This is a genomic window from Rhizobium sp. PvP014 (assembly GCF_017876855.1).
In the GTDB taxonomy this organism is placed as follows: Bacteria; Pseudomonadota; Alphaproteobacteria; order Rhizobiales; family Rhizobiaceae; genus Neorhizobium; species Neorhizobium soli.
Window position 1 is genome coordinate 1,735,303 of record NZ_JAGIOT010000002.1, and the last position, 26,895, is coordinate 1,762,197.

The window sequence follows — 26,895 nt, forward strand, 5'->3', positions numbered from 1 at the left end:
CGGAGGGCTCGATCGCCCCTCATCCGCCTGCCGGCACCTTCTCCCCGCAAGCGAGGAGAAGGATAATCGTCACGCCCTCGCCGCCCCCCGGTCACGCTCTCGCGTGGCAGGTCCCCTCTCCCCGTTCGCGGTGAGAGGGGACGCGTGAGGGGCAAGCTCAACTATGGCCGAGACTGGATCAGCTGCCGCCCTTGCCGCCGCACTTGCCGGTGGCAACGTTGAAGTTGCCGCAGGACATGGGCTTGCGCCAATCGGAGATCAGGTCCTTGGAGTCCGGCAGGTAATCCGACCATTCGTCACCGACGACGGCCGGCGTTTCCTGGACGATTTCGAACTGGCCGTCGGCCTGGATTTCACCGATCAGCACCGGCTTGGTGATGTGGTGGTTCGGCATGACGGTGGAATAGCCGCCCGACAGGTTCGGCACCGAAACGCCGATGATCGAGTCCAGAACCGCGTTCGTATCGGTCGTGCCGGCGGATTCGACGGCCTTAACCCAGGCCTGGAAACCGATATAGGCGGCTTCCATCGGATCGTTGGTCACGCGCTTGTCGTTCTTGGTAAAGGCATGCCATTCCTTGATGAAGGACGCATTGACCTCGGCATCGACGGACTGGAAATAGTTCCAGGCGGCGAGATGGCCGACCAGCGGCTTGGTGTCGAGACCGGCAAGCTCTTCTTCGCCGACCGAGAATGCCACGACCGGAATGTCTTCGGCCTTGATGCCCTGGTTGCCGAGTTCCTTGTAGAACGGCACGTTGGCATCACCGTTGATGGTGGAAACGACGGCGGTCTTCTTGCCGGCAGAGCCGAACTTCTTGATGTCGGAGACGATGGTCTGCCAGTCGGAATGACCGAACGGCGTGTAGTTGACCATGATGTCGGCCTCGGCGACGCCCTTCGACATCAGATAGGCCTTGAGGATCTTGTTGGTCGTCTGCGGATAGACATAGTCGGTGCCGGCGAGAACCCAGCGCTGGACGCCTTCTTCCTTGGCAAGATAATCGACCGCAGGAATGGCCTGCTGGTTCGGAGCGGCACCGGTGTAGAAGATGTTGCGCGAGGATTCTTCACCCTCGTACTGAACCGGGTAGAACAGGATCGAGTTCAGCTCTTCGAAGACAGGAAGAACCGACTTGCGCGACGACGAGGTCCAGCAACCGAAAACGGCTGCAACCTTGTCCTGGCTGATCAGCTGGCGGGCCTTTTCGGCAAACAGCGGCCAGTCGGAGGCCGGATCGACGACGACGGCTTCGAGCTTCTTGCCCAAAACGCCGCCCTTCTTGTTCTGCTCTTCCACCATCATCAGCATGGCGTCTTTCAGCGTCGTCTCGGAAATCGCCATCGTACCGGACAGCGAATGCAGAACGCCGATCTTGATCGTATCGTCGGCAGCGTATGCGCCCGAAAGCGCCGTGGCGGACATGGCAGCGGCAAGCAGCGCGCCGGTAAGTTTCACCCTGGATGTCATTGGTCGAACCCCTCTTCTTGTTCGTTCAAGCAACCGGAGATTTAACCGTTGCTTAACCGGACTATCGGCTGCTGCACCGCAAAAACGTATACGTCGAATGACGTATCGGGAGGGGTGAACCGGCCCGTTGGAGGGCAAGTCCTCTCCAGTCTGACAGTTTGCTGACAGCGGCACTCAGTGGCCTGTCAGGGCCCCGATGGCATTCTGCACTCGTCAACCAAATACGAGAGGAAACATGCCATGAAAACGAAACTTGCTCTGACGACCTTCGCCGCCGCACTCGCCCTCACCGCTTCGCTGCCACTGGTCCAGGCAGCCGTTCCCTTTGCCGGCACATCCGCAGCCTTTGCCCGCCAGGGTGCGGACGATGGTCCGAACCATGATGCCAATGACGACAAGGGTGGCAAGCGCGGCGGCAAGAGCCGCGACGACGCTGCAACCCATGACAAGAATGACGACAAGGGCGGAAAGCGCGGCGGAAAGAGCAGCGATGACGCCGCGACCCATGACAAGAACGACGACAAGGGCCGAAAGCGCGGCGGCAAGAGCAGCGATGACTCTGCAAACCACAACAAGAACGACCACAAGGGCGGCACGCGCGGCGGCCACAAATAGGCTTTGTCCGACCACTGTCCGCACCCCCGCCGGATGCCGGCGGGGGTGCGGCCGTTTGCAGCAACATCGCCATCATGGCAGAGTAGTGTTTCGCGGCTCAAAAGCGCTGCCACACAGTCCTATCCGGAGTATCAATGGGCGTGACCCGTCGTATCTGTCTTGCTGCGCTGCTCGCGGCCACACTCGGGTCGGCGATTGTCGCACCCGTTGCGCCCGCATTCGCCAAGGACGGCGACGGCGGCGGTGGCAGCGGATCTTCCGGCTCGGGCAATGACGGCGGTGGCGATGATGGCGATAACCACGGCGGCGATGACGATGGCGGTGATGACGACGGCAAGGACGGTGCGGGAAGCCATGACGCATCGGGGGGCAGCTATGGCCCAAACGATTCCGATCGGGCCCGCGATGCGGTTCGCAGCGGTCAGATCATGCCGCTAAAGACGATGCTGAGAAAGATCGACGCCACCAGGTATGGTCGCATCATCGACATCCGTCTCAGCCGCTCGCAGTCGCGCGACGTCTATCAACTGAAACTGCGCGACAACACCGGTGCCATCCGCACCCTGCGGGTCGATGCGAGAAGCGGCTCGCTTCTGGGAGGCGGTTGATATCATGAAGATCCTGCTTGCAGAGGACGACGCCCAGATCGCAGCTCTCGTCGTCGAGAAGCTCAGTCGCGAGGGCTATTTTGTCGAAACTCTCTCGAACGGACCAGACATTTGGGAACGGGGCGAGACAGGCGACCATGCAGCCATTATCCTCGATCTCGGCCTGCCGGGGATGGACGGGCTTTCAATTCTCAAGCGCTGGCGGGCAAGCGGCGTCGAAACGCCCGTCCTCGTGCTGACGGCGCGCGGTTCGTGGATGGAACGCGTCGATGGCTTCGACGCGGGCGCCGACGACTACCTGCCGAAACCGTTTCGCAGCGAGGAGCTGCTCGCCCGGCTGAAGGCGCTGCTTCGCCGAACCGGCAAGGTTCAGGCACGCGTCAAATCGGCCGACCGGTTCACGCTGGACGAGCAGGCCCGCCGTGTGACGTTCGACGGACGCGAGCTGGATCTGAGCCCTCTGGAATACCGCATGATCTCGCTGTTCATCGACCGCCCCGGCGCCGTCCTGACGCCCGCAGAACTTGCAAGCCAGGTTCAGGGCCGCGACGACGACGCCGCCAAGAACGCCGTCGAGGCGATGGTTGCCCGCTTGCGCAAGAAAACTGACAGCGACGCGATCGAGACCCGCCGCGGCTTTGGCTATGTCTTGCCGGAGAAACGCCCGTGATCCGCTCCCTGCGTTTCCGGCTGGCAATCGGCGCCCTGATATCGATCGGTGTGGCCCTGTGGCTCGCCTGGTTCGTGCTCGGTCACCTGTTCGAGGACTATGTAGCCGACCAGTATTCCGCGGAGATGACGGCCGTCTCGGACGCGCTCGGCGCCCGGCTGACCATTCAGCAGAACGGTCTCTCCCTGGCCAGCGAGCCGTCCGATGCACGCTTCCAGATCCCGGCCGGTGGCCTCTACTGGCAGATATCGCCAGCCAACGGGAAACCTCCGCTGCGCTCGCGCTCGCTTTGGGACCAGGAACTTTCGCGGCAGTTGTTTTCTCCCGATCTCTATTGCGGCTTCTACCAGACCGAGGGACCCGATGGTGGCCCGATCCTGATCACGGTCAGGGAGATGTCGATCGGCGAAGGCGACGCCCTGCAGCGCTTCACCCTCTACACCGCCTTCTCCAAGAACGACATGGAGGAAGCGCTCGCCACCTATCACCGGCCCCTGGTCATGATGCTGATCGCCATCGGTGCCCTGCTTTTCCTTGCCGCACTCCTGCAGAGCCTCGTCGGTCTGAGGCCGCTTTCCCGCCTGCGCCAGGATGTAGCCGATATCCGGGCGGGTCGCCTGCCGAGCATCGGTGCGCAGGGGCCAAGCGAAGTCACGCCGCTCGTCAACGAGATCAACCTTCTTCTGTCGGAGCGGGAAAATGCCGTCGAGAGGGCGCGCGCCCGGGCAAGCGATCTGGCACATGGCCTGAAGACGCCTCTGACCGTCCTGTCCCATCTCGTCGAGGATCTGCCGGGCGCCCGTCGCGAAACGGCCCTGCAGCAGATCGAGCTGGTGCGCCAGCGCGCCGACCGGCAGTTGCAGGCCGCTCGAATGGGCGTCGAACAGATGGCGACGACATCGCTTCTCGGCATTTCGGGAAAGCTTGTGAGCGTGCTGTCGCCCGTCACCGAAAACCGCGGGATCGACTGGGAGCTCGACATCGATCCGGCGCTCACGGTCCAGGCGGACCCGGCCGACGCAGCCGAAGCGATCGGCAACATTCTCGACAACGCTGTCCGTTTTGCAAGACGGCGCATCGCGCTGACGGCAACGAGGGGCGATGGCGGGATGGTGTTGCTGCGTATCGAGGACGATGGCCCGGGCGTTACGCCGGAGCGTTACGCCTCCATGTTGAAGCGCGGTGTTCGCGGCCAGCACGAGGAAGACGGCGATGGCGCCGGAACAGGCCTTGGCCTGGCGATTTCCGGCGACATCGCAAATGCTTACGGCGGGAAGCTGAGCCTCTCCCGGTCGCAAATGGGAGGTCTTGAAGCCGTCCTGTGTCTGCCGGCGACCAAGGAGATCGCGGCATGACGAAGGAGCAGACTACTTCTTTTTGGTGTTGCTTTCGGCCGACTTGACCTGCGAACCCAAAGTCGGCGCAGCCGCTGGAGCGGCCTTGTCCTTCTTGGGTTTGCGCGTTTCCTTGTTGCCGCGTACCTGACCCTTGGCCATGACCTATCTCCTCATGTTGATGGTGAAGCATAGCCTCTGATCCGGGTAAAATAGCAAGCGTTATTACACCGGTTTGATAGGGCATTTTCCGACGCATGATCGCAAACTCACAATCGGACGGGAACAATTCAACGTCTGATGCAATTGCCCCGGATCGATCGAAGCCGTGGAGCATCCCGTGATCAACGACCTCTGGTACAAAAATGCCGTCTTCTATTGCCTCAATGTCGAAACCTTCATGGATTCCAACGGCGACGGGGTCGGTGATTTTCAAGGGGTGCAGCGGCGCCTGGACTACCTCGCCGGCCTCGGCGTGACCGCGATCTGGCTGATGCCGTTCCAGGCGTCTCCCGGTCGCGACGACGGATATGATGTCTCAGACTATTACAATGTCGATCCCCGCTACGGCACGCTCGGCGATTTCGTCGAGTTCACCCACAGTGCCAAGCAACGCGGCATCCGCGTCCTGATCGATCTCGTCGTCAACCACACATCGGACGAACACCCCTGGTTCAAGGAAGCCCGTGCCGACAAGAATTCGCGCTACCGCGACTGGTATGTCTGGTCGAAGACGAAACCGGCCAATGCCGATGAAGGCATGGTGTTTCCGGGCATCCAGAAGACGACATGGACGCGCGACAAGGCTTCCGGCGAGTACTACTTCCACCGCTTCTACGAATTCCAGCCGGATCTCAACACCGCCAACCCGCATGTGCAGGCCGAGATCCTGAAGATCATGGGCTTTTGGCTGCAGCTCGGCGTCTCCGGCTTCCGCATGGATGCGGTTCCCTTCGTGATTGCCGAAAAGGGCGCCGACGTCACAAAGCCGAAGGAGCAGTTCGACATGCTGCGGTCCTTCCGCGAATTCCTGCAATGGCGCCAGGGTGACAGCATCATTCTGGCCGAAGCGAATGTCGTTCCGAAGGAGAACCTGCAATATTTCGGCGACGACGGCGACCGGATGCAGATGATGTTCAACTTCCACGTCAACCAGTCGCTGTTTTACGCGATGGCCAGCGCCGACGTGAGGCCGCTCGCAAAGGCGATGAACGACACCAAGGAACGCCCGGCGACCGGCCAGTGGGGCATTTTCCTGCGCAACCACGACGAACTCGATCTCGGCCGCCTGACCGACAAGCAGCGCCAGACGGTGTTCGACAAGATGGGTCCGGACAAGGACATGCAGCTCTACGACCGCGGCATCCGCCGCCGTCTGGCGCCGATGCTGGGCGGCGATCCGCGCCGCCTGAAACTCGCCTACAGCCTGATGTATTCCCTGCCCGGAACCCCGGTTCTGCGCTACGGCGACGAAATCGGCATGGGCGACGACCTGTCGCTGCCCGAGCGCAACTGCGCCCGCACGCCGATGCAATGGTCGAACGAGCCTCAGGGCGGCTTCACCAAGAGCGACAAACCGATCCTGCCCGTGATCCACGAGGGACCCTACGGCTTCGACCACGTCAACGTCGCCATCCAGCGTCGCGATCCGGATTCCATGCTCAACTGGACGGAGCGGATGATCCGTATGCGCAAGGAAGCGCCGGAGATCGGCTGGGGCACATTCGAATGCCTCGATACCGGCGACGACGGTGTGCTCGCCATGCGCTACGACTGGCGCGACAACGCGCTGGTGATCCTCCACAATTTCCACGACCGGCCGGTGGAGATCACCTTCGACGTCGGCCTTGAGGATGCGGGCAAGAACCTGATCGACATCGCCGACGACTCGGACAGCACAGCGGACGACAAAGGCAAGCATCACATCGTGATCGAGCCCTATGGCTATCGCTGGTATCGCGCCGGTGGGCTGGATTACCTGCTGAAGCGCAGCGAGGTGTGAGCGGCGGTAAAACCGCCCTTGCAAAACCCTGCACCAAAGTCGAAACTGCCTAAATATCAGTCTCCCCGATAAAGGCGATCGTTTTTAGGCATGGCAGCACGCCAACGCATCATACCGGTTCGCCGTGAGTACAATCGCTGGGTCGCAAACCAGACGCTGGAAGACTATGCGCTGCGGTTTACCGCAAAGAGCGCGCGCCGTTTCTCATCCAGCCGGATTTCGCAGACGGCGATCGGTGCGATCTCGTTTCTGGCGCTGGAGGCGATCGGCGGGGCGATTACGCTCTCCTACGGCACGACCAACGCGTTTTTCGCCATTCTGGTGGCCGCTCTCGTCATGCTGGTCGTGGGATTGCCGATCAGCCGCTATGCGATCCGCCACGGGGTCGATATCGATCTCCTCACCCGCGGCGCCTCGTTCGGTTATATCGGCTCCACCATCACCTCGCTGATCTATGCGAGCTTTACCTTCATGCTGTTTGCGATCGAAGCGTCCATCATGACCGGCGCGCTGGATCTCGCCTTCGGGATACCGCCCTGGATCGGCTATATCATTTCGGCGGCCGTGGTGATCCCGCTCGTCATCTACGGCGTGCAGCTGATCTCGCGGTTTCAGCTTCTGACCCAGCCGTTCTGGATCATCCTCAACATACTGCCCTTTGTCTTCATCGCCTTCATGGACTGGCAGAAATTCGACCTCTGGCGCGCCTTTGCCGGCATTGGCCATTCGAACGGCGAAATCGGCGGTTCGGCGCCGTTCGATCTGGTGGAGTTCGGGGCAGCGTCTGCCGTCATCCTAGCGCTGATGCCGCAGATCGGTGAGCAGGTCGATTTCCTTCGCTTCCTGCCGCCGGAAGGGCAGCGGAAATGGCGCCACCGGTTCGCGGTGTTTCTGGCGGGACCCGGCTGGGTGCTGGTCGGCGTGCCAAAACTTCTCGCGGGCTCCTTCCTCGCCGTGCTGACGCTCTCGAGCGCTGTGCCGGTCGAGGACGCGGCCGATCCTGCCCACATGTATCTCGCCGCCTTCGGCTACATGATCCCCAACGAGACCGCGGCGCTGATGCTGATGGCGGCTTTCGTGGTCGTGTCGCAGCTGAAGATCAACGTGATGAACGCCTATGCGGGGTCGCTTGCCTGGTCGAACTTCTTCTCGCGGCTGACCCACAGCCATCCCGGCCGCGTCGTCTGGCTGGTGTTCAACGTCATCATCGCGCTGCTCCTGATGGAACTCGGCATCTACCGGCTGCTCGAGGAAACGCTCGGCATTTTCTCGATCGTGGCGATGAGCTGGCTCTGCACGATTTCGGCGGATCTCTTCATCAACAAGCCGCTCGGTCTGTCGCCGCCCGGCATCGAGTTCAAGCGCGCCCATCTCTATGACGTCAATCCGGTCGGGCTCGGCGCCATGTTTGGTGCGACAGGCATTGCGCTGACTGCCCATTTCGGCCTGTTCGGACCGCTGATGGCGTCGCTTGCCACCTATTTGACGCTCAGCGCCTTCGTGGTGTCGCCAGCGATCGCCTTTGCCACGAAGGGCAAATACTACCTCGCCAGAAAACCGCGCCAGAGCTGGAAGACGCTGGGCTCGATCACCTGCTCGATCTGCGAACACCCGTTCGAGCACGAGGACATGGCCTGGTGCCCGGCCTATGCGGCGCCGATCTGTTCGCTCTGCTGCTCGCTGGACAGCCGCTGCCACGACATGTGCAAGCCGCATGCGCGGCTGAACACCCAGGTCGGCACCGTGGCACGCACCTTCCTCACCGAACGCGTCATCGCCAAGCTGACGACCCGGCTTGGCCGCTACGGAATGACGGCGGTGATCTCGATCTCGGCGATTGGCGCCATCCTGTCGCTGATCGCCTATCAGGTAGGCGAGGCAGCGCCTGCCAATGCCGATGTCATCTACGGCACGATCCTGATCGTCTTCTTCGTGTTTGCCATCATCACCGGCATCTTCTCCTGGTTCTACGTGCTGGCGCATGACAGCCGGATGGTGGCCGAGGAGGAATCCTCGAGGCAGAACACGCTTCTGCTCAAGGAAATCTCGGCACACAAGAAGACCGACGCGGCGCTGCAGGATGCCAAGGAAACCGCCGAAGCCGCCAACCGCGCCAAGAGCCGGTATGTCGTCGGCCTCAGCCACGAGCTGCGCACGCCCCTCAACGCCGTGTTGGGCTATGCCCAGATCCTGGAGCGCGACGACACCATCCCTGCCCCGCGGCAGTCGGCAATCAAGGTCATCAAGCGCAGCGCGGATCATCTTTCCGGCCTGATCGACGGGCTGCTGGACATTTCCAAGATCGAGGCCGGGCGGCTGCAGGTCTATTCCAACGAGATCAACATCCAGGATTTCCTCGACCAGATCGTCGAGATGTTCAGCCTCCAGGCGCAGGCCAAGGGCCTTGCATTCGAACACGTGCGCGCCCGCACGTTGCCGCAATATGTGCGCACCGACGAAAAGCGGCTTCGCCAGATCCTCGTCAATATCCTCTCCAACGCGGTCAAATTCACCGACGAAGGCACGGTGCGCTTCGAGATCGGCTATCGCAGCCAGGTCGCGACTTTCACCGTGACCGATACCGGCCGCGGCATCGCGGAGAAGGATCTCGGCCGCATCTATGAGCCGTTCCAGCGCGGCGAAGCGGAAAGCATCCGGCCGATGCCGGGACTTGGGCTTGGGCTGACGATCACCCAGCTTCTGACCAACACCCTCGGCGGTGAAATCTCCGTTGCCAGCACCAAGGGTGAAGGCTCGATCTTCAAGGTGCGTCTCATGCTGTCGGCGATCGAGAGGCCGAATACGACGCCGGAGGCCGAGCGCAAGATCGTCTCCTATACCGGGCCGCGCCGAACCATCGTCGTGGTCGACGACAACCAGGATCACCGTGACCTGATGCGCGAGGTGCTGGCGCCGATGGATTTCGTCATCCTGACGGCCGTCGACGGACCGGAATGCCTGACGCTGATCGAGGGTGTGCGGCCGGATCTGTTTCTGGTCGATATCTCCATGCCCGGCATGAGCGGCTGGCAGCTTGTTTCGCGGTTGCGCGAGGAGGGCCAGACGGCGCCCATGATCATGCTCTCGGCCAATATCGGCGATGGCACGACCGCGGATGCCGGTGGCGAAGGGCATGACGATACGCTTTCAAAGCCCGTCAACCTGCGCCGCCTTGCCGACAAGCTTGCCTCGCATCTCTCCCTTAAATGGGTCTACGAGGACGAAGCGCCGGCACTGGCGCTTTCGGCATTGGTCAAGCAGCCGGTCATCAGCCCCGGGACGGGCCATCTTCAGGATCTCCTGCGGCTCGGTGAAATCGGTTACGTGCGCGGCATCGAAGCCAAGCTCGCGGATCTTGCGACGGATCAATCCCACCGCCCGTTCGCGGAAGAGCTCGGAACCTATGTAAAGGCCTTCGACATGGCCGGTTACATGAAATACCTGGAACGCATGGAGACAGCGGAACTGGAAGAACGGGAAAACAGCGATGGCTGACGCGACGACACCGCGCGATATCGTCCTCCTGGTGGACGACAGTCCCGACACGCTCGGCTTCCTGACCGAAGCGCTGGAGCAATCCGGCTTTTCGGTGCTGATCGCCACGTCGGGACAGGCAGCGCTTTCGATCGTCGAGCGCATCACGCCCGATCTGATCCTGCTCGACGCCGTGATGCCCGGCATGGACGGGTTCGAGACCTGCCGCAGACTGAAGGCGCATGCGGCAGCTCAAGTGCCAGTGATCTTCATGACGGGCCTGACCGAGACTGAACACGTCGTCAACGCGCTCGACAGCGGCGGCGTCGACTATCTGAGCAAGCCGATCAATATCGACGAGCTGCGGGCGAGAATACGGGTACATCTTTCCAACGCCCGCTCCGCCCAGAGCGCCCGCGTCGCGCTCGATGCCGCCGGCCGGCATCTGCTTGCGGTCAGAAACGACGGCTCGATCCGCTGGTCGACGCCGCAGGCAACGCGGCTGATGAATGCCGCGACGGAAAGCGACGATGGAATTGCCATCGTCGCGGGCCGCATCGGCGCCTGGATGGCGGAGCGCGATACGGCAGGCTTTGCCCGCAACGCCGCCTTCTCGCTGTCCGAAAACCTGCAGACCAGCCTGCAGTTTGCGTTTCTCGGCGCGATCGGCGCCGACGAATTCCTGTTCCGGCTGTCGGCCGCTGTCATCAAGCGGCCGGACGACGAAATCCTGCGCCAGCACTTTCCGCTGACGCAACGGGAGTCGGAAGTGCTCCTATGGATCGCCAAGGGCAAGGCGAACAAAGATATCGGCGATATCCTCGGCCTATCGGCCCGCACCGTGAACAAGCATCTCGAACAGATCTACATCAAGCTCGGCGTCGAAAATCGCGCCTCGGCAGCGGTCATGGCGGCGAACGTCCTGCACGCAGGCGACCGGCCCGACTAGACGCAAACGGGCCGACCGGGGCCAGACACTTGCAGTCGGCGATGCCAAGGGATAGATCCGCGCGCACCCTCAACGGCTTAGACAAGCCGCATCCGGAACTCCGCAGTCATGACTACACAATCGCCTTTGACAGCACAGACGCCCCACGACGCAGATAACTCCCCGACGGCGGACCGGGTGAGGAAACGCGTCGTCCTGCATTTCCCGGGCTTCGAGCCGCTCGACGCCGGCATGCATCATGCCCGCTATGTGCGCGCGGCGGCACAGAGCGCCAAGACATGGAACCTGGATCTCCAGACAGGTGAGCTGCAGCGGACCGCAAAGACGGCGTATTTCGACATAACCTGTCGGGTGCGGGATGCGGGCGACGGCGTCACGCAAAGCCGGTTCTACATCTTCGACCACTGCGCGCTGGTCAACAGCCTGAACGGCAAGCCGCTGCCGCGCCGTATCCTCGACGGTTATCGAAGCGCCTTGCGTATCGTCACCCAGGGCGGCATGGCCGGCTATCTCAGGCATGCGTGGCGGTTCGGCCTGTTTTTCCTGTTTCCATTCCTGCTGGTGGCGATAGCGCTTGGGCTCACCGCCGTGATCGCTGCCCTGCCCGCACTGCTCGGGCTCAATATGTTGCATCTGTTGTGGAGCATACCGCTTGGTCTTGCGCTGTTCCGCTACGCCTTCCTGCCCTTCATGGCACGGTTTCACACGCTGCACCTGTTTGCCGACTGGGAGATGGCCGACGCGATGGGCAATCTCGACAGGCCCGATGTCAACGCCTGGCTGGCGAGCTGCATGGAGGGTGTCCGCGAGGCACTGACTGAGGATGCGGACGAATATCTCATCACGTCGCACAGCATGGGATCGGCTGTCGCGACCCACGTGATCGGCATGCTGCTTGCGGAAAGTCCTGATGCGTTCAGGCGGGGCCCCGCTCGGAGCGAACGCAAGGTGAGCTTCGTGACGCTCGGTGGCGCGATCCTGCAATGCTCGCTGCTGCGGCCCGCTACGACATTGCGCGAATGTGTCGGCCGCATTGCCCGATCGCCACAGATCTTCTGGCTGGAGGTTCAGTGCCTCACCGACAGCATTCACTTCTACAAGAGCCGCGTCGTGGCGCTGGCAGGACATGAAGATGCACCCCAGGCGACGCTTGCCTTCATCAGGGTCAAGCGGATGATGGCGCCCGAGCGCTACAACAGGATCAAGCGCGATTTCCTGCGCGTGCACCGTCAATACGTTCTGGGATCGGAAGCAAAGTCGAATTTCGATTTCACACTGATGACCGCCGGCCCTCTTCCCGCGGCGCGGTTTGCCAGTTTCACCCCCGAAAGTTTCTGATGGGATTTTCAGGGTTTGAGCTCGGGAAACTTAGAGCTCGATATCTGAACCCTGCAGGCATCAATGCAAAAAGCCCGGCCAATGGCCGGGCTTCCTGTCGAATGATGGTTCAAGCCTTGAAGGCTCAGCCCTGCGGGAAGTAGCTGTACTTGCCGTCCGGACCCTTCTTCCACTCGTACATGACGTAGCCTGGGAGCTTCGGGTCGCCCTTGGCGTCGAAAGCCATGTCGCCGAGAACGGTCTTGAACGGACCCTTTTCCTTGAGAGCCTTGGCAACGACTTCTGCGTCGTCAGGGCTGCCAGCAAGCTTGATGCCTTCGGCGATGACCTGAACGGCTGCGTAGGAATAGAGCGTGTAGGCTTCAGGGTTGAAGCCGGCAGCCTTGAACTTGGCAACCAGTTCCTTGTTCTCCGGACGCAGTGTCGGATCGGGACCGAACGTGTTCAGCGTGCCTTCGACTGCATCGCCAGCGATCGAGGCCAGTTCGTTGGAGACGATACCGTCACCCGATACGAGCGTTGCCTTGAGGCCAGCATCCTTCGCCTGACGGATGATCAGGCCGGCTTCCGTGTGGAGACCACCCCAGTAGATGATCGAAACACCGGCTTCCTTCATCTTGGAAATCAGCGCTGAGAAGTCCTTGTCGCCGACGTTGACGCCTTCGCGGATGACCTGCTTCTTGCCGGCCGCGTTGTAGGCTTTCATCGTTTCTTCAGCGAGACCCTGGCCGTAAGGTGTCTTGTCGTCGATGATCGCGATCTTTGCATCGGCGAACTTCTCGGCAAGATACTTGCCGGCGACGCCGCCCTGCTGGTCGTCACGGCCGCAGGTGCGGAACGTGTTCCACAGGCCGCGCTCGGTGAAGACAGGGTTGGTTGCTGCAGGGGTGACTTCGAGCATGCCGTTTTCGGCATAGACTTCCTGCGAAGCCGGGATCGAAACGCCCGAGTTGAAGTGACCGACCACATACTTCACGCCATCGGACGCGAACTTGTTGGCGACGGAAATGCCCTGCTTCGGATCGGAAACGTCGTCGCCGAGCGCGATGACCAGCTTTTCGCCGTTGATGCCGCCGGCGGCATTGATATCGGCGATAGCCTGTTCAGCACCCTTCTGCAGCTGCGCGCCGAATGCAGCATTCGGGCCGGTCAGCGGGCCGCCAACGCCGATGATGATATCGGCCCAGGCGTTGCCGCTGAATGCGACCATCGCCATCAGCGCGACGGCGGAAAGAAGAGACTTCTTCATTGATTTACTCCCAGTTTTTAGGTGAGCGGTTTTTTGGGACCCGGACGCAATACCCACCATCATTGCGCCGGAGAAATGTTCCACCCTCTGGTGTATTCTTATTTGACCCAACCCAATCTGAAGTCAGAAATGAGCGACTGTCAATCTTTCTTCTTCCATGAGAAAGCGGAGACAGGCTGATAGAGCCAGTAGTAGTTCTGAACCATCTGACGGGTGCGGCGAATGCGGAATCCGGAGATGGAAAACGCCATCAGCAGCACCACATCGATGATGTAATGGAACAAGCTGATGAACGGTCCCTGGAACAGCGCGTAATGCATGAACTGCATCGCGACGGCCAGCAGCAGCGTATAGGCGATGACATGGCCATAGCCGTTCCAGCCTTCTGCGACCGCCTTGCCGGCGCGCCACGCCGTCCAGAAGCCGAGGACCATGACGAGTGCGCGCAGGAAATAACGCACGCCAGTATCGGTTTCGAAAAACAGGCCCTGCATCTCAGTGTCCCCCGGTCGCCGGAATGATGATCATGGTGCTCAATGCCGGCCCCCCTCGAGATAGGCGGCGCGGACTTCGGGATTTGCGAGCAGTTCCTTGCCGGAGCCGGACATCGTCACCTTGCCATTGACCATCACATAGGCGCGATCGGACAGTTTGAGTGCCGCAAACGCGTTCTGCTCGACGAGGAAGACGGTGAGCCCCTCTTCCTTGTTCAGCTTCTTGATCGCCTCGAAAATGCCCTTGACGATCAGTGGTGCGAGGCCGAGCGACGGCTCGTCCAGGAGAAGCAGTTTCGGACGCGCCATCAGCGCACGGCCGATCGACAGCATCTGCTGCTCGCCGCCCGACAGCGTGCCGCCGCGTTGGGCCTGGCGTTCCTTGAGGCGCGGAAACAGGGTGAAGATCTTTTCGACGTCCTCTTTGAAATACTTGAGGTTGTCGAGACCGGCGCCCATCTGCAGGTTTTCGTGCACGGTCATGCGCGGAAAGATGCGGCGGCCTTCCGGCGACTGGGCGATACGCCGACGCGCAATCAAATGCGTCGGCACCTGCGTGATGTCTTCGCCGTCGAAGATGACCTGACCCTTGCGGGCCTGCGGGCTGCCGCAGATCGTCATCATCAGCGTCGACTTGCCGGCACCGTTGGCGCCGATCAGACTGACAATCTCGCCCTTGTTGACTTCGACATTGACGCCGTCGAGAGCCCGGATGTTGCCGTAGTAGGTTTCGACGCCCTGGACTTTCAGAAGGGGTTCACCGGCCATCAGACGGACCCCTCTTCAATAATGCCCTTGTCGAGCTTTTCCTCGATTTCTTCAACTTCATCATCCTCGACGCCGAGATAGGCTGCGATCACCCTCGGGTCGTTCTTCACGTGATCAGGCGTTCCGTCGGAAATCTTCTGGCCGTATTCCAGAACCACGACGTGATCCGAAATCTCCATGACGACGGACATGTCGTGCTCGATCAGGAGCAGAGACGTGCCTTCGTCGCGGATGCCGCGCAACAGCGCGTTGAGCGTGAGCGATTCCTTCGGGTTGAGGCCGGCGGCGGGCTCGTCCAGGCACAGAAGCTCCGGCCCGGTGCACATGGCGCGGGCGATTTCCAGCCGGCGCTGGGCACCATAGGAAAGGTCGCCGGCCGGGTCGTCGGCGCGGTCCGTCAGATCCGCCTTGTCCAGCCAGTATTCGGCCTTTTCGATCGCGGCCTTGGCAGCGTTCTTATAGGTCGGCAGACCCAAGAGGCCGAGGATCGTGTAACCCGAAGCCTTCATCAACACGTTGTGCTGCGCGACCAGCAGGTTTTCGAGAACCGTCAGGCCGGAAAACAGCCGGATGTTCTGGAAGGTACGGGCAACGCCCGCGACCTTGTTGATCTCGAAATCGCGAAGGCGTTCCAGAAGGAACTCCCGGCCGTTGCTGCGATGCAGGGTCAGCATGCCCATCGTCGGCTTGTAAAAGCCGGTGATGCAGTTGAACACCGTCGTCTTTCCGGCGCCGTTCGGGCCGATCAGCGCGGTGATTTCGCCGCGCTTGGCTTCGAACGAGAAGTCGTCGATCGCCATCAGGCCACCAAACCGCATCGACAGATGCTCGACCCTCAGGATCGTGTCTTTCGTCATAGTCGTCATATCCGTCGCCATCAGCCGTGGCCTTCCTTGGTGAAGCTGCCGGAGATGGCCTTGCGCTCCTTCAGGAAGGCTGTCGGCTCACGCGAGCCCACGAAGCCACGCGGCTTGAACAGCATGACGATGATCATCGCCAGCCCGAACAGCAGCATGCGGTAGAGTTCCGGGGTGAAGTCGGGGCCGAAGATGATCTTCAGGAACGACATCTCGCGCAGGATTTCGGTGCCGCCGACCATGATGACAGCGGCGATCGCGATACCGGTCAGCGAACCCATGCCGCCGAGAACCACGATGGCCAGAATGACCGCCGATTCCAGGAAGACGAAGCTTTCCGGAGAGACGAAGCCCTGGCGGGTCGCGAAGAAGGAGCCCGCAAAACCGCCGAACATCGCGCCCGTGGCAAATGCCGTGAGCTTGGTGGTGACGGTGTTGATGCCGAGCGAGCGGCAGGCGATTTCGTCTTCGCGCAACGCTTCCCATGCGCGACCGATCGGCATGCGACGCAGGCGAATGGTGACGTAAGCGGTGAGCATGCAGAGCGCGAGGATGATGTAGAACAGGAAGATCTTGTAATAGACCGACGAAGCCGAAAGACCCCAGGCCTTGACGAAGTTGTTCGGGGAGCCCGTATCGAACGACCAGATGCCGAAGAACGACGCCTTGGCAATGCCCGAGATACCGAACGTGCCCTTGGTGACGTCGGTCCAGTTGATCAGAACAAGCCGGATGATTTCACCGAAGGCGAGCGTCACGATGGCAAGGTAGTCACCCCGCAATCTCAACACCGGGAAGCCGAGGATGACGCCCCAGAGCGCGGCGAGAATGCCGGACATCGGCAGCAGCAGCCAGAACGAGAAGCCGAAATAGGATGACAGCAGCGCGTAGGAATAGGCGCCGACCGCATAGAAGGCGACATAGCCAAGATCGAGCAGACCGGCGAGACCGACGACGATATTGAGGCCCCAGGCGAGCATCACATAGATGAGGATCTGGATGCCGAAGTTGTCGACATATTTCAGCGAGCCCTGCTTGCCGACAATCAGCAGCGACAGGAATGGATAGATGAGCAGGAAGACCAGCGCGAACTTGAGGAAGTGGCGATGGAAGAAGCTCTTCTCTTCCGAAATCTCGAGAATGCCGGCTTTTGCCTTGGCAAGTTTGCGACGGTCGAGATGGGGCTTGATAAAGGCGACGGTCAGGAAGCGACCGACGGCAGCGACTGCCACGAACACTGCAAGCAGGCCCCAGCGGGTGCGCCAGACGAGCTGGTTGTTGATGTCCTGATAGGTCTCGATGCCGACGAACAGGAGGAACATCAGGAAGGCGATGACGCCTGCAAAGATGCCTTCCTTGATCGCCTTGGCCATGACGTTGTTGGGAACGGTTTCCGATACGGTCGCCATGTTACACCTTCTCCACTTCAGGACGACCGAGGATGCCGGTCGGCTTGAAGATCAGCACGAAGGCGAGGATCGCAAAGGTCGCGACATCCTTGTAGGCGATCGAGAAATACGCCGACCACAGGCTTTCGATGAGGCCGATCAGCAACCCGCCGAGAACAGCGCCCGGCAGCGAGCCGATGCCGCCGAGAACGGCTGCGGTGAATGCCTTCACACCCGGAATGAAGCCGTCGTTGAACGAGGCGACACCGTAATACATCAGGTACATGGCACCGGCGACGGCGGCGAGAGCCGCGCCCATGATGAAGGTGATCGAGATCGTCTTGTCGACGTCGACGCCGAGCAGAGCCGCCATCTTGCGATCCTGTTCGGTGGCGCGCTGGGCACGGCCGAGCGGCGTCTTGTTGACGATGTACCAGAACGCGAACAGCAGGATCGAGGTGATCACGACGATCAGGATCTGCTTCAGCGACACCGTGATCGCACCGAAATGATAGGTGTCGGTGACCAGCGGCGGGATCGGCTTGTTGCGCGGACCCTGCGTCACCTGGATGAAGTTCGACAGGAAGATCGACATGCCGATCGCGGTGATCAGCGGCGCCAGGCGGAACGAGCCGCGCAGCGGTCGGTAGGCGATCCGCTCGATCGTCCAGTTCCAAAGGCCTGTCATCAGCATGCCGACGAGCAACATCAGCAAAAGCAGCAGCGCCACCGGAATGCCGGCGAAGAAGGATGTGGCAAGCAGGAACACGATCAGGGCGGCAAAGCCGCCGAGCATGAAGATGTCACCATGGGCAAAGTTGATCATGCCGATGATGCCGTAAACCATCGTATAGCCGATTGCCACGAGCCCATAGATGGATCCGAGAGTCAGCCCGTTTATGAGCTGCTGGATAAAATATTCCATATATTTTCCCCTGCGGATGCGATCCTTGGCGGCCGCATCTTTCGCTTGAATGTCCCTGATAGGATCTTCAATTTTTTTGATTCCTACCGGTTTCGATCGAAATGTGAAGTGCAAAAGAAAGAGGCAGACATAATTTCAGTGGCTTTTGCAGCACGTGACGCAAATCCGCTTGGCATTGTTGAAAAAACGGCACGATTTCCACACGAATGGCAAAAACTATAGAGAAATAACCTCTGGTCTGCTTCGGTCTTGGCTTATCCGCTTCTTCAGCTTTCGACGGTCAGGACCGCATGCGCGACCCGTTGGCGTCAAAGATCGGATGCGGCTGAAGCCGGGCGATGAGCATCTCGCCGAGCACCTCGATCTGCCACCCCTCCTCCGTTCGGGAGACCTCTTTCGGCACATAGCCCATGGCAACCGACACGCCGGCGGCATGGGCGTATCCACCCGAGGTCACCCAGCCGCAGACCTGGCCGTCAAGCGAGATCGGCTCGTCGCCGAGCACGTCCGCATCTTTTGCATCGACGACGAAGGTGACGAGACGCAGCGCGCCGCCCTCCGCCTTTTCCTCGATCGCCGCGGCCTTGCCGATGAAATCGGCCTCCTTGCCATAGGCGATGAAGCGACCGAGCCCCGCTTCCACGGGACCGTAAAGCGGCCGGTATTCGCGAGACCAGCTGCCGAAGGATTTTTCGACGCGTAGCGCATTCAAGGCGCGGAGGCCGAACAGGGTGATCCCGAACTCGGCACCGGCTTCCATGATGAGATCGAACAGATAGCGCTGATATTCCGGCTTCATCCACAGCTCGAAGCCGAGATCACCGGTATAGCTGACACGGCCGAGGATGACCGGGGCCATGCCGAGATCGATCTCGACGATGCCCATGAACGGCAGAGCCTGATCCGACAGGTCGAGATGGGTAAGCTTCTGCAGCACATCGCGTGACCGGGGACCCGCAATCGACAGGCCGACCAGACCGAGATTGAGGCAATCGAACGAAACCGAATCATCGTCCGGCAGATGCGTCTCGAACCATCGCATATGATAGTCTTCGGCAATCCCGGAGCCGATCAGTAGGAACGCATCGTCGCCGAGATTGGCGAGCGTGAAATCGCCGATCAGTTTTCCGGCCTCGTTCAGCATCGGCGAAAGCGCCATGCGGCCGACGGGCGGAACCTTGCCCGCGAGAATATGGTCGAGCCAGGCATGCGCCCCCTCGCCCCCGATCGAATATTTGGCGAACCCGGATGTCTCCATCACCCCGACACTGTCGCGCACCGCCTTTGCCTCGCGGCCGACATGCTCGAAATCGGTGGAACGACGCCAGGAAAACGCATCCTTGACGCCCTCTGGCGCAAACCACAGCGGCGTTTCCAACCCGTAGGACGCGCCGAACACCGCACCCCTCGCCTTCAGCGCGTCGTAGACCGGCGTCGTCAGCAGCGGCCTGGCAGCCGGCAGTTCCTCGTTGGGATAGCGGATCGAGAAGCGGCGGGAATAGTTTTCGCGCACTTTCGCATTGGTATAGGCAAGCGACGCATAGTCGCCGTAACGGGTTACATCCATGGCGAACACGTCGAAGCCGGGATCGCCCTCGACGATCCAGTTGGCAAGCGCGAGCCCGACGCCGCCGCCCTGGCTGAACCCGGCCATGACAGCGCAGGCCGACCAGAAATTCGTCATGCCGCGCACGGGCCCGACAAGCGGGTTGCCGTCTGGCGAAAAGGTGAAGGGCCCGTTGATGATCGTCTTGATGCCGGCACTGTTGAAGGCCGGGAAATGCCGGAAGCCAACCTCCAGCTCGTTCGTGATGCGCTCAAGGTCCTCGGCCAAGAGTTCATGGCCGAACGTCCAGGGCGTCTCGATTGGCGACCACGGCCGGCAGTCCTTTTCATAGGTGCCCATCAGCATGCCGTTGCGTTCCTGGCGAATGTAGATCTCGCCGTCGAAATCGACGCAGTGCATCAGTTCGCGGCCGGACGTCTTGTTGAAGTCGATGACCTCAGGCATGTCCTCGGTGATCAGATACATGTGCTCCATGGCCAGCACTGGCAGCTCCAGCCCGACCATGCGCCCCACTTCGCGGGCCCAGAGACCGGCCGCATTCACCACATGTTCGCAACGGATCTCGCCCTTGTCCGTGATCACCCGCCAGGTTCCGTCGGGAAGCTGCATCAGATCCTCGACCTTGGTATGCAGGTAGATCTCGGCACCGTTCTTCTTAGCCGATTTCGCATAGGCATGGGTGGTGCCGTAGGGGTCGAGATGGCCCTCGTGCGGATCGAACACGGCGCCCACGAACTGCGTCGGGTCGAGCAACGGCATCATCGCATGCGCTTCCTCGACCGAGACGAGCCGCGCTTCACCGTTTGCATACTTGCCCTTGGCAAGCAGCGACTTGAACCAGTCGAAGCGCTCCGGCGTCGCCGCCAGCATGAGGCCGGAGGTCATGTGCAGGCCGATATCCTGGCCGGAATAGGCCTCGATTTCCTTGTAGAGTTCGACCGTGTATTTCTGCAGCTTGGCGACGTTCGGATCGCCGTTGATCGTATGCATGCCCCCTGCTGCATGCCAGGTGGAGCCGGAGGTGAGTTCCGAACGCTCGAGCAAAACGACATCGCTCCAGCCGAGCTTGGTCAGATGGTAGAGGACCGAACATCCGACGACACCGCCACCGATGACGACAACTCGAGCATGGCTTTTCATGGATCCCGTTCCCATAACTTGATGCCTGTTTGGGGTGAGCCTAGAACCTCCTGAGAATTGCCAATAGGCTGTTCTGCGAACCCGGATTTGTCGTTTCCGACATAGTCGCTGTTCGTTTCGCGCCATGTTCGAGCAAGAGCGTGAAACTTATTTTTCAATCCTTGCGTATGCCCTTTCATGAACGCCAACCGACAGGGAATAGCGCAATGACAAACGTGCTGAGCTTCGACGAACTGGTAGGCAGCGTATTGACCACGATGCGCGATGCGACACCGCGCAAGACAATCGAGTTCGGCGTGATCCAGGGCTTCTGCCGCGATTTCGCCGAGGACCTCGCCCCCGAATTCGTCGACCTCCTGAACCGCGTCGAAGGCCTTTCCAGTCTCGTCCCGGCGCTCGAAAAGCGGCCGGACCTCGTCATGGCAGCATCGCAGGAAAAGGGCCTCTGGAGCTTCGTTCGCGAGAAGCACTGAGCGCTTCGACTTGACGCCTTTAGTATCAATGCGTGATACTAAAAGTTGGATGCACCCATGAGGCATCGAGGCGACGTGAATGGTGAACTCTGTACTCCCGGCAATTCATCCAGGCGAGATCCTGCGAGATCTCTATCTTGAGCCGCTGGACATGACCCCTTACGCTCTTGCCAAGAAGCTCAATGTTCCACGCACGCGGATTGAACGCATCGTCGGGGAGAAAGTCGGCATCACGACGGATACAGCGCTGTGTCTCGCGAGGTTCTTCAAGACCTCGCCTGAACTGTGGATGAATATGCAGACGAGCTACGACCTGAAAACGCAGGCGCAGGCTCTTGAGGCGGAACTCGCGACTATCGAGGAATATGCCTTGGCGGGTTGAGACCTGTCACGGCCCGGACGAATTTCACCCGCCCGAAAACGATGCCGTCAGGGCGAATTCGCGGCCCATTTCCATCAGCTCTTCGTAGACCGAGCCGGCGAACGACCGGGGCGTGATGATCTCGAAGGCATCGGGGCCGGTGCGCGCCAAATTCACTGCGACGTGGCCGAACTGCATGTTTGCGGAATGCCCCTGCGCAAACGCCTGCGGATGCAGATCGACGCCGACGCATTTTGCAAGGATCTGCCGCACGCTGGGTCCCGAAATCGCCATCAGCACCTTGCCGTCGCTCTGATCAACGACGGAGGCGCCGGATATTTCGGATAAGTGACCGGCAACGGTCTCTGAGCCTGCGGTGAGCGACACCGCCAGCCATTCCGCCGGGCCGCAGAAGCGCGGCGCGATATCCGGGGCAGCCTTGAGTGCTAGGCCCACGGCCTGCTCCTGGCCCGCATGGGCAAGCACCGAAAAGATCACCGGCCGCCGCGCGACGGACAGGTGGTTGGGGTTGGCGCTCGTCTCGAAGCCCAGGATGTGATCTTCGAGCGCATGGCGGTGGAGAAGTGTCAAAACCATCGTCATGCCCTCAAAGATGCTGTTTTGTGTTTTGCGGATCGACAAAGACCGGCAGGCAGACTTCCGCCGCGACTTCGGTGCCGCGAAGTCCATCCCAGACAGTGATCTTCTCCCCGATCCGCTCGCGGCCGGATTTGAGAAGGCCGAGACCGATCGTGTGTCCGAGCGTCGGCGAATAGCAGGCTGATGATACGAAGCCCTGGTCGCCCGCAAGCGTCGCGGCGGCGCCGTCCTTGAGCAGATGGGCGCCGGCCATGAATTCCTTGTCCGTTTCCAGAGGCTTCAGGCCGACGAGTTGGAGGCGATCGGCGGCGGTGAGGCCGAAACGGGTCGAGAGACGCTTGCCGATGAAATCCGGCTTGGTCATCGCCATCATTTTCCCGTAACCGACATCGTCGGCCGTGGTCCGGCCTTCCAACTCGCTATGGGTGACGAAGCCTTTTTCGATGCGCAGGACATTGAGCGCCTCGACGCCGTAGGCACAGATACCGTCCTCGCGGCCTGCCTGCATGATCGCATCGGCCACGGCTTCGCCATAGCCTGCGGGTACCGCCAGTTCGTAGGCGAGTTCGCCCGAAAACGAGATGCGGAACAGGCGCGCCTTCAGCCCGCCCTTGAGCGTGACGACCTTCGCACCGAGAAACGGCATCGCCGCATCGGAAATGTCGTCTTCCACGATCCGGGCAAGGATGATCCGCGCCTTCGGACCGGCGAGCGACATCTGCGCCCACTGGTCGGAGGAGGACACGAAGCGCACGTCGAGGTGAGGCCAGAAGGTCTGCCTTGCAAATTCCAGATGCGCCATCACTTCGGCCGCATAGGCTGTCGTGGTGGTCATCACATAGTGGTTTTCCGACAGGCGGCTGGTCGTGCCGTCGTCGAACACCATCCCATCCTCGCGCAGCATCAGGCCGTAACGCGCCTTGCCGACCGGCAGCTTCAGGAAGGCGTTGGAATAGACCCGGTTCAGGAATTCAGCAGCACCTGTGCCAAAAATCTCGATCTTGCCGAGCGTCGAGACATCGCAGAGACCGGCGTTTTCGCGCACATTGCGCACTTCACGGTCAACGCTGTCGCGCCAGGTCTTTTCTCCGTCGCGCGCGAACCAGGATGAGCGGTACCAGAGGCCGCTTTCCACGAAGGTCGCGCCGTTCTTCTTCGCCCAGCCATGCAGCGGCGAGGTCCTGACGGGCGCTGCATGCTCGGCCCGCGACGTGCCGGCAAGCGCACCCATCGAGACCGGCGTGTAGAACGGCCGGAAGGTCGTGGTGCCGATTTCGGCCGGCGACACGCCGCGCATGGCAGCGACAATCCCGATCGTCGCGACATTGCCGAGCTTGCCCTGATCGGTCGCCATGCCGGACGTGGTGTAGCGCTTGGTATGCTCGATATGCCGGAAACCCTCGCGCTGCGCGAGGCCGAGATCGCTGACATGCACGTCGTTCTGGAAATCGACGAAGGCCTTGTCCTTGGCCCCCGGCACATACCAGAGCGGCGCGAAATCAGGATCGTATTCGCCTTCCACCTCGGGAATGTTTGCTTCATAGGCGGCAAAGCCGAGTGCGGTCGAAAACGCAGCCGCCTTCGATGCCCCGTCACGAAGGCAGGCGGCGATGCTGTCGGCACCGGCAGCCGAGCCGGCAGCAACAAAGCTTGCGCCCACATCCGGCGCCAGAAATGCCTTCGCCGCCTCCGACCACACGGGCTTGGCACCGCGCTGGCACATCAGATGCACGATCGGCGACCAGCCGCCGGCCATGGCCAGCGCATCGCAGGCGATCTCTTCCTCGAAACCGGCACGCTCTGCGACCAGCGCATCGATGCGGTTGCGGCCCCTTGTGGCGACGACGGCACCGCCATGGATGACACGAATGCCGTAGGGTGCCGGATCGGTGGAGGCGGCGCGCGCATCGATGATCGCGGCAACCTCGACGCCACGGGCGGAAAGATCCGCCGCCGTGCGATAACCGGACCCACCGTTGGTAAACACGGCCACTTTGGAGCCGACAGCCACGCCATAGCGGTTGAGATAGGTGCGCGCCGCATTGGCGGTCATAGCCCCCGGGCGGTCGTTGCCGCCGAACACGAGAGGCCGCTCTTCGGCACCGGAGGCAAGGATCGCCCGTTTGGCAACGATGCGCCAGACACACTCCACGGGCAGATCCGGCGACGGTGTCTGCACGTGTTTCTGCACCCGCTCGACGGCGCCGAACACCATATCGTCATACCAGCCGAACACGGTGGTGCGCGGCATCATCGTCACGTTCGGAAAGGACGCGAGTTCCTCGACCAGAGTTGCCGCGTAATCGCTCGCCACCTGCCCGCCGATCACGACGTTTTCGGATAGCAGCGAGCCCCCGAAGCGGGCACTTTCATCGGCAATGAGCACACGCAAACCGGCACGGGCAGCAGAAAGCGCTGCCATCAGGCCCGCAGGCCCTGCGCCGACGACCAGCAGGTCGCAATGCGCCCAGGCTTTCTCGTAGCGATCCGGATCCGCCTCCATGGTCAGCTTGCCGAGACCGGCGGCCCGGCGGATGACAGGCTCGTAGAGCTTTTCCCAGAAGATCGCCGGCCACATGAAGGTCTTGTAGTAGAAGCCTGCGCCAAGAAACGGCGACAGCAAGCCGTTGACGGCCCCCATATCGAAGGCAAGCGAAGGCCAGCGGTTCTGGCTGACGGCGGTGAGGCCGTTGTAGAGCTCGGCGACCGTAGCCCGCACGTTCGGCTCGGATCGGGCGCCGCTACCGATCGTCATCAACGCATTCGGCTCGGCGGAACCTGATGTCACCGGGCCACGCGGGCGGTGATACTTGAAGCTGCGGCCCATCAGCATCTGGTCGTTGGCAATCAGCGCCGAGGCGAGCGTATCGCCGTCGAACCCGGTATAGCTCTTGCCATCGAACGTGAATGTCAGGGGATTGGCGCGGTTGACGAGACCGCCGGCATCGAGGCGATAGGCGCTCATTGGCTCCCCTCCCGCGACGCTTGCGCATCCGTCACGCCGAAGACCTCATGCGTGAGATTGTCGCGATCGACCACCAGCCAGCGGCGGCAGCCGGCCGCGTGATGCCAGTATTCCTGATATCGACCCTTCGGATTGTCGCGGACATAGACATAGCGGTGCCATGCCTCGTCCTTTTCGGACGCCGACGGGCGGGCAATCACGGCACCGCGCACCGAAAACTCTTCCTTCGGCCGCGTTCCGCAATGGGGGCAGGTAATCAGGCTTGCCATGTCTTAATCTCGGTCTTTGTTCTCGGTCTTCGTCTCGGTGCGGATACGGCTCAGTGCATGTTCGGTTGCGGGCCTTTGCCACCCTCGTCGAGCACATAGCCTCGCTCGAACCGGTCGAGCCGCATGAAGCGCGAGACGTGATGGGTTTCGTTCTTGGCAATCAGATGCGCGAAGCAGAATCCTGAGGCCGGCGTGGCCTTGAAGCCGCCGTAGCACCAGCCGGCGTTGAGATAGAGATTGTCGATCGGCGTGCGGTCGATGATCGGTGATCCGTCCATCGACATGTCCATCACGCCACCCCAGGCCCGCAGCGCCTTGGCGCGCGAAAGTCCGGGGATCAGCGACACTCCCTCCTGCATCGTCTCCTCGACGGTCGCAAGATTGCCGCGCTGAGCATAGGAGGAATAGTAGTCGATATTGGCACCGAACACGAGACCGCCCTTGTCCGACTGCGAGATGTAGAAATGTCCCGCGCCATAGGTGATGACGTTGTCGATGACAGGCTTCAGCCCCTCCGACACGAAAGCCTGCAGCACATGCGTCTCGATGGGCAAAGCCAGATCCGCCATCCGCCCGACCGTCGTCGTGTTGCCGGCAGCGGCCAGCGCCAGCCGGTTGCAGCCGATAAAGCCCTTGGTCGTCTCGACGCCCTCGACTTCGCCGCCCGGTCCACGGCGAATGCCCGTCACCTCGCAATGCTGGATGATATCGACACCTCTCGCATCGGCACCCCGTGCGTAGCCCCAGGCGACCGCATCGTGACGCACCGTGCCGCCGCGCTTTTGCAGGAGACCGCCCATGACGGGAAAGCGGCCGTGGTCGAAATTTAGATAGGGCGCGAGCCTTCGCACCTGTTCGCGGTCGAGCAGATCCGCATCGACGCCGTGAAGCCGCATCGCATTGCCGCGACGCGCGTATTCATCGCGCTGGCCGTCGGAATGGAAAAGATTCAGCACGCCACGCTGCGACACCATGGCATTGTAGTTGAAGTCCCGCTCCAGCCCTTCCCACAACTTCAAGGACATCTCGTAGAACGGATTATTGCCTTCCAGCAGGTAGTTGGACCGGATGATCGTGGTGTTGCGGCCGACATTGCCCGACCCGATATAGCCCTTCTCGATCACAGCGACATTGGTGATGCCGAATTCCTTGGCAAGGTAGTAGGCCGTCGCCAGACCATGCCCGCCACCGCCGACGATGATCACATCGTAATGCGGTTTCGGCTCCGGCTCGCGCCATGCCGGCGTCCAGCGACGATTGCCCGAAAGCGCCTGCTTGATGATCGATAAGGCGGAATATCGCATGCCGTGTTCCCGTGCTCGTTGCGCCCACATTCGCACATGCGGACGAAGAAACAAGGGCAATCGGGACATCAGAA

23 protein-coding genes are annotated in these 26,895 nt (G+C 61.3%); 10 read left to right on the forward strand and 13 right to left on the reverse strand.

Annotated features, from left to right (window positions below; translation table 11 throughout):
• Positions 1-178 precede the first annotated feature (178 nt).
• Positions 179-1,471: an urea ABC transporter substrate-binding protein gene (gene urtA / locus J3A65_RS12980; RefSeq protein ID WP_209901567.1), complete on the reverse strand. Its 1,293-nt coding sequence runs from the start codon at positions 1,469-1,471 to the stop codon at positions 179-181.
• 240 nt (positions 1,472-1,711) lie between these two features.
• On the opposite strand from urtA, the gene J3A65_RS12985 reads away from it, so the two are divergent.
• The 4 genes from J3A65_RS12985 to J3A65_RS13000 all read left to right on the forward strand — a co-directional run bounded on the left by J3A65_RS12985 (position 1,712) and on the right by J3A65_RS13000 (position 4,719).
• Positions 1,712-2,086 carry a hypothetical protein gene (locus tag J3A65_RS12985; protein ID WP_209901569.1) on the forward strand — a complete coding sequence of 125 codons (375 nt, stop codon included), beginning with the start codon at positions 1,712-1,714 and terminating at the stop codon, positions 2,084-2,086.
• Between the two features lie 134 nt (positions 2,087-2,220).
• Entirely contained in the window at positions 2,221-2,694 is a 474-nt protein-coding gene (locus J3A65_RS12990; RefSeq protein WP_062582663.1) for a hypothetical protein, read from the forward strand.
• 4 nt (positions 2,695-2,698) lie between these two features.
• Positions 2,699-3,364: a response regulator transcription factor gene (locus tag J3A65_RS12995; protein WP_113109890.1), complete on the forward strand. Its 666-nt coding sequence runs from the start codon at positions 2,699-2,701 to the stop codon at positions 3,362-3,364.
• Positions 3,361-4,719, forward strand: coding sequence for a HAMP domain-containing sensor histidine kinase (locus tag J3A65_RS13000; protein ID WP_209901571.1), 1,359 nt, complete (start codon positions 3,361-3,363; stop codon positions 4,717-4,719). The genes J3A65_RS12995 and J3A65_RS13000 overlap by 4 nt, the downstream gene beginning before the upstream one ends.
• A 12-nt stretch (positions 4,720-4,731) precedes the next feature.
• On the opposite strand, the gene J3A65_RS23490 is transcribed toward J3A65_RS13000, so the two are convergent.
• Complete coding sequence (locus tag J3A65_RS23490) at positions 4,732-4,860, reverse strand: hypothetical protein (RefSeq protein WP_256413792.1); 129 nt, start codon at positions 4,858-4,860, stop codon at positions 4,732-4,734.
• Between the two features lie 178 nt (positions 4,861-5,038).
• Between J3A65_RS23490 and J3A65_RS13005 the strand changes: the two genes are divergently transcribed.
• From J3A65_RS13005 to J3A65_RS13020, 4 genes are all read left to right on the forward strand, one after another.
• Entirely contained in the window at positions 5,039-6,700 is a 1,662-nt protein-coding gene (locus J3A65_RS13005) for an alpha-amylase family protein (protein WP_209901573.1), read from the forward strand.
• Between the two features lie 90 nt (positions 6,701-6,790).
• On the forward strand, positions 6,791-10,195 hold the full coding sequence (locus J3A65_RS13010) for an ATP-binding protein (RefSeq protein ID WP_209901575.1): 3,405 nt from the start codon (positions 6,791-6,793) through the stop codon (positions 10,193-10,195).
• Positions 10,188-11,123 (forward strand): response regulator transcription factor, encoded by a 936-nt coding sequence (locus tag J3A65_RS13015; RefSeq protein WP_174196322.1) that lies wholly within the window; start codon positions 10,188-10,190, stop codon positions 11,121-11,123. The genes J3A65_RS13010 and J3A65_RS13015 overlap by 8 nt, the downstream gene beginning before the upstream one ends.
• A 108-nt stretch (positions 11,124-11,231) precedes the next feature.
• Positions 11,232-12,461, forward strand: coding sequence for a hypothetical protein (locus tag J3A65_RS13020; protein ID WP_245341538.1), 1,230 nt, complete (start codon positions 11,232-11,234; stop codon positions 12,459-12,461).
• 124 nt (positions 12,462-12,585) lie between these two features.
• Here J3A65_RS13020 and J3A65_RS13025 read toward each other — a convergent pair whose 3' ends face one another.
• The 7 genes from J3A65_RS13025 to J3A65_RS13055 form a co-directional block, all read right to left on the reverse strand.
• Positions 12,586-13,710, reverse strand: a complete 1,125-nt coding sequence (locus J3A65_RS13025) for a branched-chain amino acid ABC transporter substrate-binding protein (protein ID WP_209901577.1) — start codon at positions 13,708-13,710, stop codon at positions 12,586-12,588.
• Positions 13,711-13,850: 140 nt separating this feature from the next.
• Complete coding sequence (locus tag J3A65_RS13030) at positions 13,851-14,204, reverse strand: DUF6867 family protein (protein WP_209901579.1); 354 nt, start codon at positions 14,202-14,204, stop codon at positions 13,851-13,853.
• 39 nt (positions 14,205-14,243) lie between these two features.
• The gene (locus J3A65_RS13035; protein ID WP_062455212.1) at positions 14,244-14,972 is read right to left on the reverse strand and encodes an ABC transporter ATP-binding protein; all 729 of its coding nucleotides are present in this window, start codon (positions 14,970-14,972) and stop codon (positions 14,244-14,246) included.
• Positions 14,972-15,850 carry an ABC transporter ATP-binding protein gene (locus tag J3A65_RS13040; RefSeq protein WP_062455210.1) on the reverse strand — a complete coding sequence of 293 codons (879 nt, stop codon included), beginning with the start codon at positions 15,848-15,850 and terminating at the stop codon, positions 14,972-14,974. The genes J3A65_RS13035 and J3A65_RS13040 overlap by 1 nt, the downstream gene beginning before the upstream one ends.
• On the reverse strand, positions 15,850-17,238 hold the full coding sequence (gene livM, locus J3A65_RS13045; RefSeq protein WP_113109884.1) for a high-affinity branched-chain amino acid ABC transporter permease LivM: 1,389 nt from the start codon (positions 17,236-17,238) through the stop codon (positions 15,850-15,852). Before livM ends, J3A65_RS13040 begins: the two co-directional genes overlap by 1 nt.
• 1 nt (position 17,239) lies before the next feature.
• Positions 17,240-18,142, reverse strand: coding sequence for a branched-chain amino acid ABC transporter permease (locus J3A65_RS13050; protein ID WP_062455207.1), 903 nt, complete (start codon positions 18,140-18,142; stop codon positions 17,240-17,242).
• 280 nt (positions 18,143-18,422) lie between these two features.
• Positions 18,423-20,849 (reverse strand): FAD-dependent oxidoreductase, encoded by a 2,427-nt coding sequence (locus J3A65_RS13055; RefSeq protein ID WP_209901581.1) that lies wholly within the window; start codon positions 20,847-20,849, stop codon positions 18,423-18,425.
• Between the two features lie 206 nt (positions 20,850-21,055).
• Between J3A65_RS13055 and J3A65_RS13060 the strand changes: the two genes are divergently transcribed.
• Positions 21,056-21,322, forward strand: coding sequence for a hypothetical protein (locus J3A65_RS13060; protein ID WP_192086153.1), 267 nt, complete (start codon positions 21,056-21,058; stop codon positions 21,320-21,322).
• Positions 21,323-21,401: 79 nt separating this feature from the next.
• A complete protein-coding gene (locus J3A65_RS13065; RefSeq protein WP_209901583.1) occupies positions 21,402-21,704 on the forward strand; it encodes a HigA family addiction module antitoxin in 303 nt (100 codons plus the stop codon).
• Between the two features lie 24 nt (positions 21,705-21,728).
• On the opposite strand, the gene J3A65_RS13070 is transcribed toward J3A65_RS13065, so the two are convergent.
• The 4 genes from J3A65_RS13070 to J3A65_RS13085 are packed head-to-tail and all read right to left on the reverse strand — an operon-like array spanning position 21,729 to position 26,821.
• The gene (locus tag J3A65_RS13070; protein ID WP_209901586.1) at positions 21,729-22,280 is read right to left on the reverse strand and encodes a sarcosine oxidase subunit gamma family protein; all 552 of its coding nucleotides are present in this window, start codon (positions 22,278-22,280) and stop codon (positions 21,729-21,731) included.
• 10 nt (positions 22,281-22,290) lie between these two features.
• The gene (locus J3A65_RS13075; RefSeq protein WP_209901588.1) at positions 22,291-25,248 is read right to left on the reverse strand and encodes a sarcosine oxidase subunit alpha family protein; all 2,958 of its coding nucleotides are present in this window, start codon (positions 25,246-25,248) and stop codon (positions 22,291-22,293) included.
• A complete protein-coding gene (locus tag J3A65_RS13080; RefSeq protein ID WP_209901590.1) occupies positions 25,245-25,517 on the reverse strand; it encodes a sarcosine oxidase subunit delta in 273 nt (90 codons plus the stop codon). Before J3A65_RS13080 ends, J3A65_RS13075 begins: the two co-directional genes overlap by 4 nt.
• A gap of 50 nt (positions 25,518-25,567) precedes the next feature.
• Positions 25,568-26,821, reverse strand: coding sequence for a sarcosine oxidase subunit beta family protein (locus J3A65_RS13085; RefSeq protein ID WP_062455194.1), 1,254 nt, complete (start codon positions 26,819-26,821; stop codon positions 25,568-25,570).
• Positions 26,822-26,895: the final 74 nt, after the last annotated feature.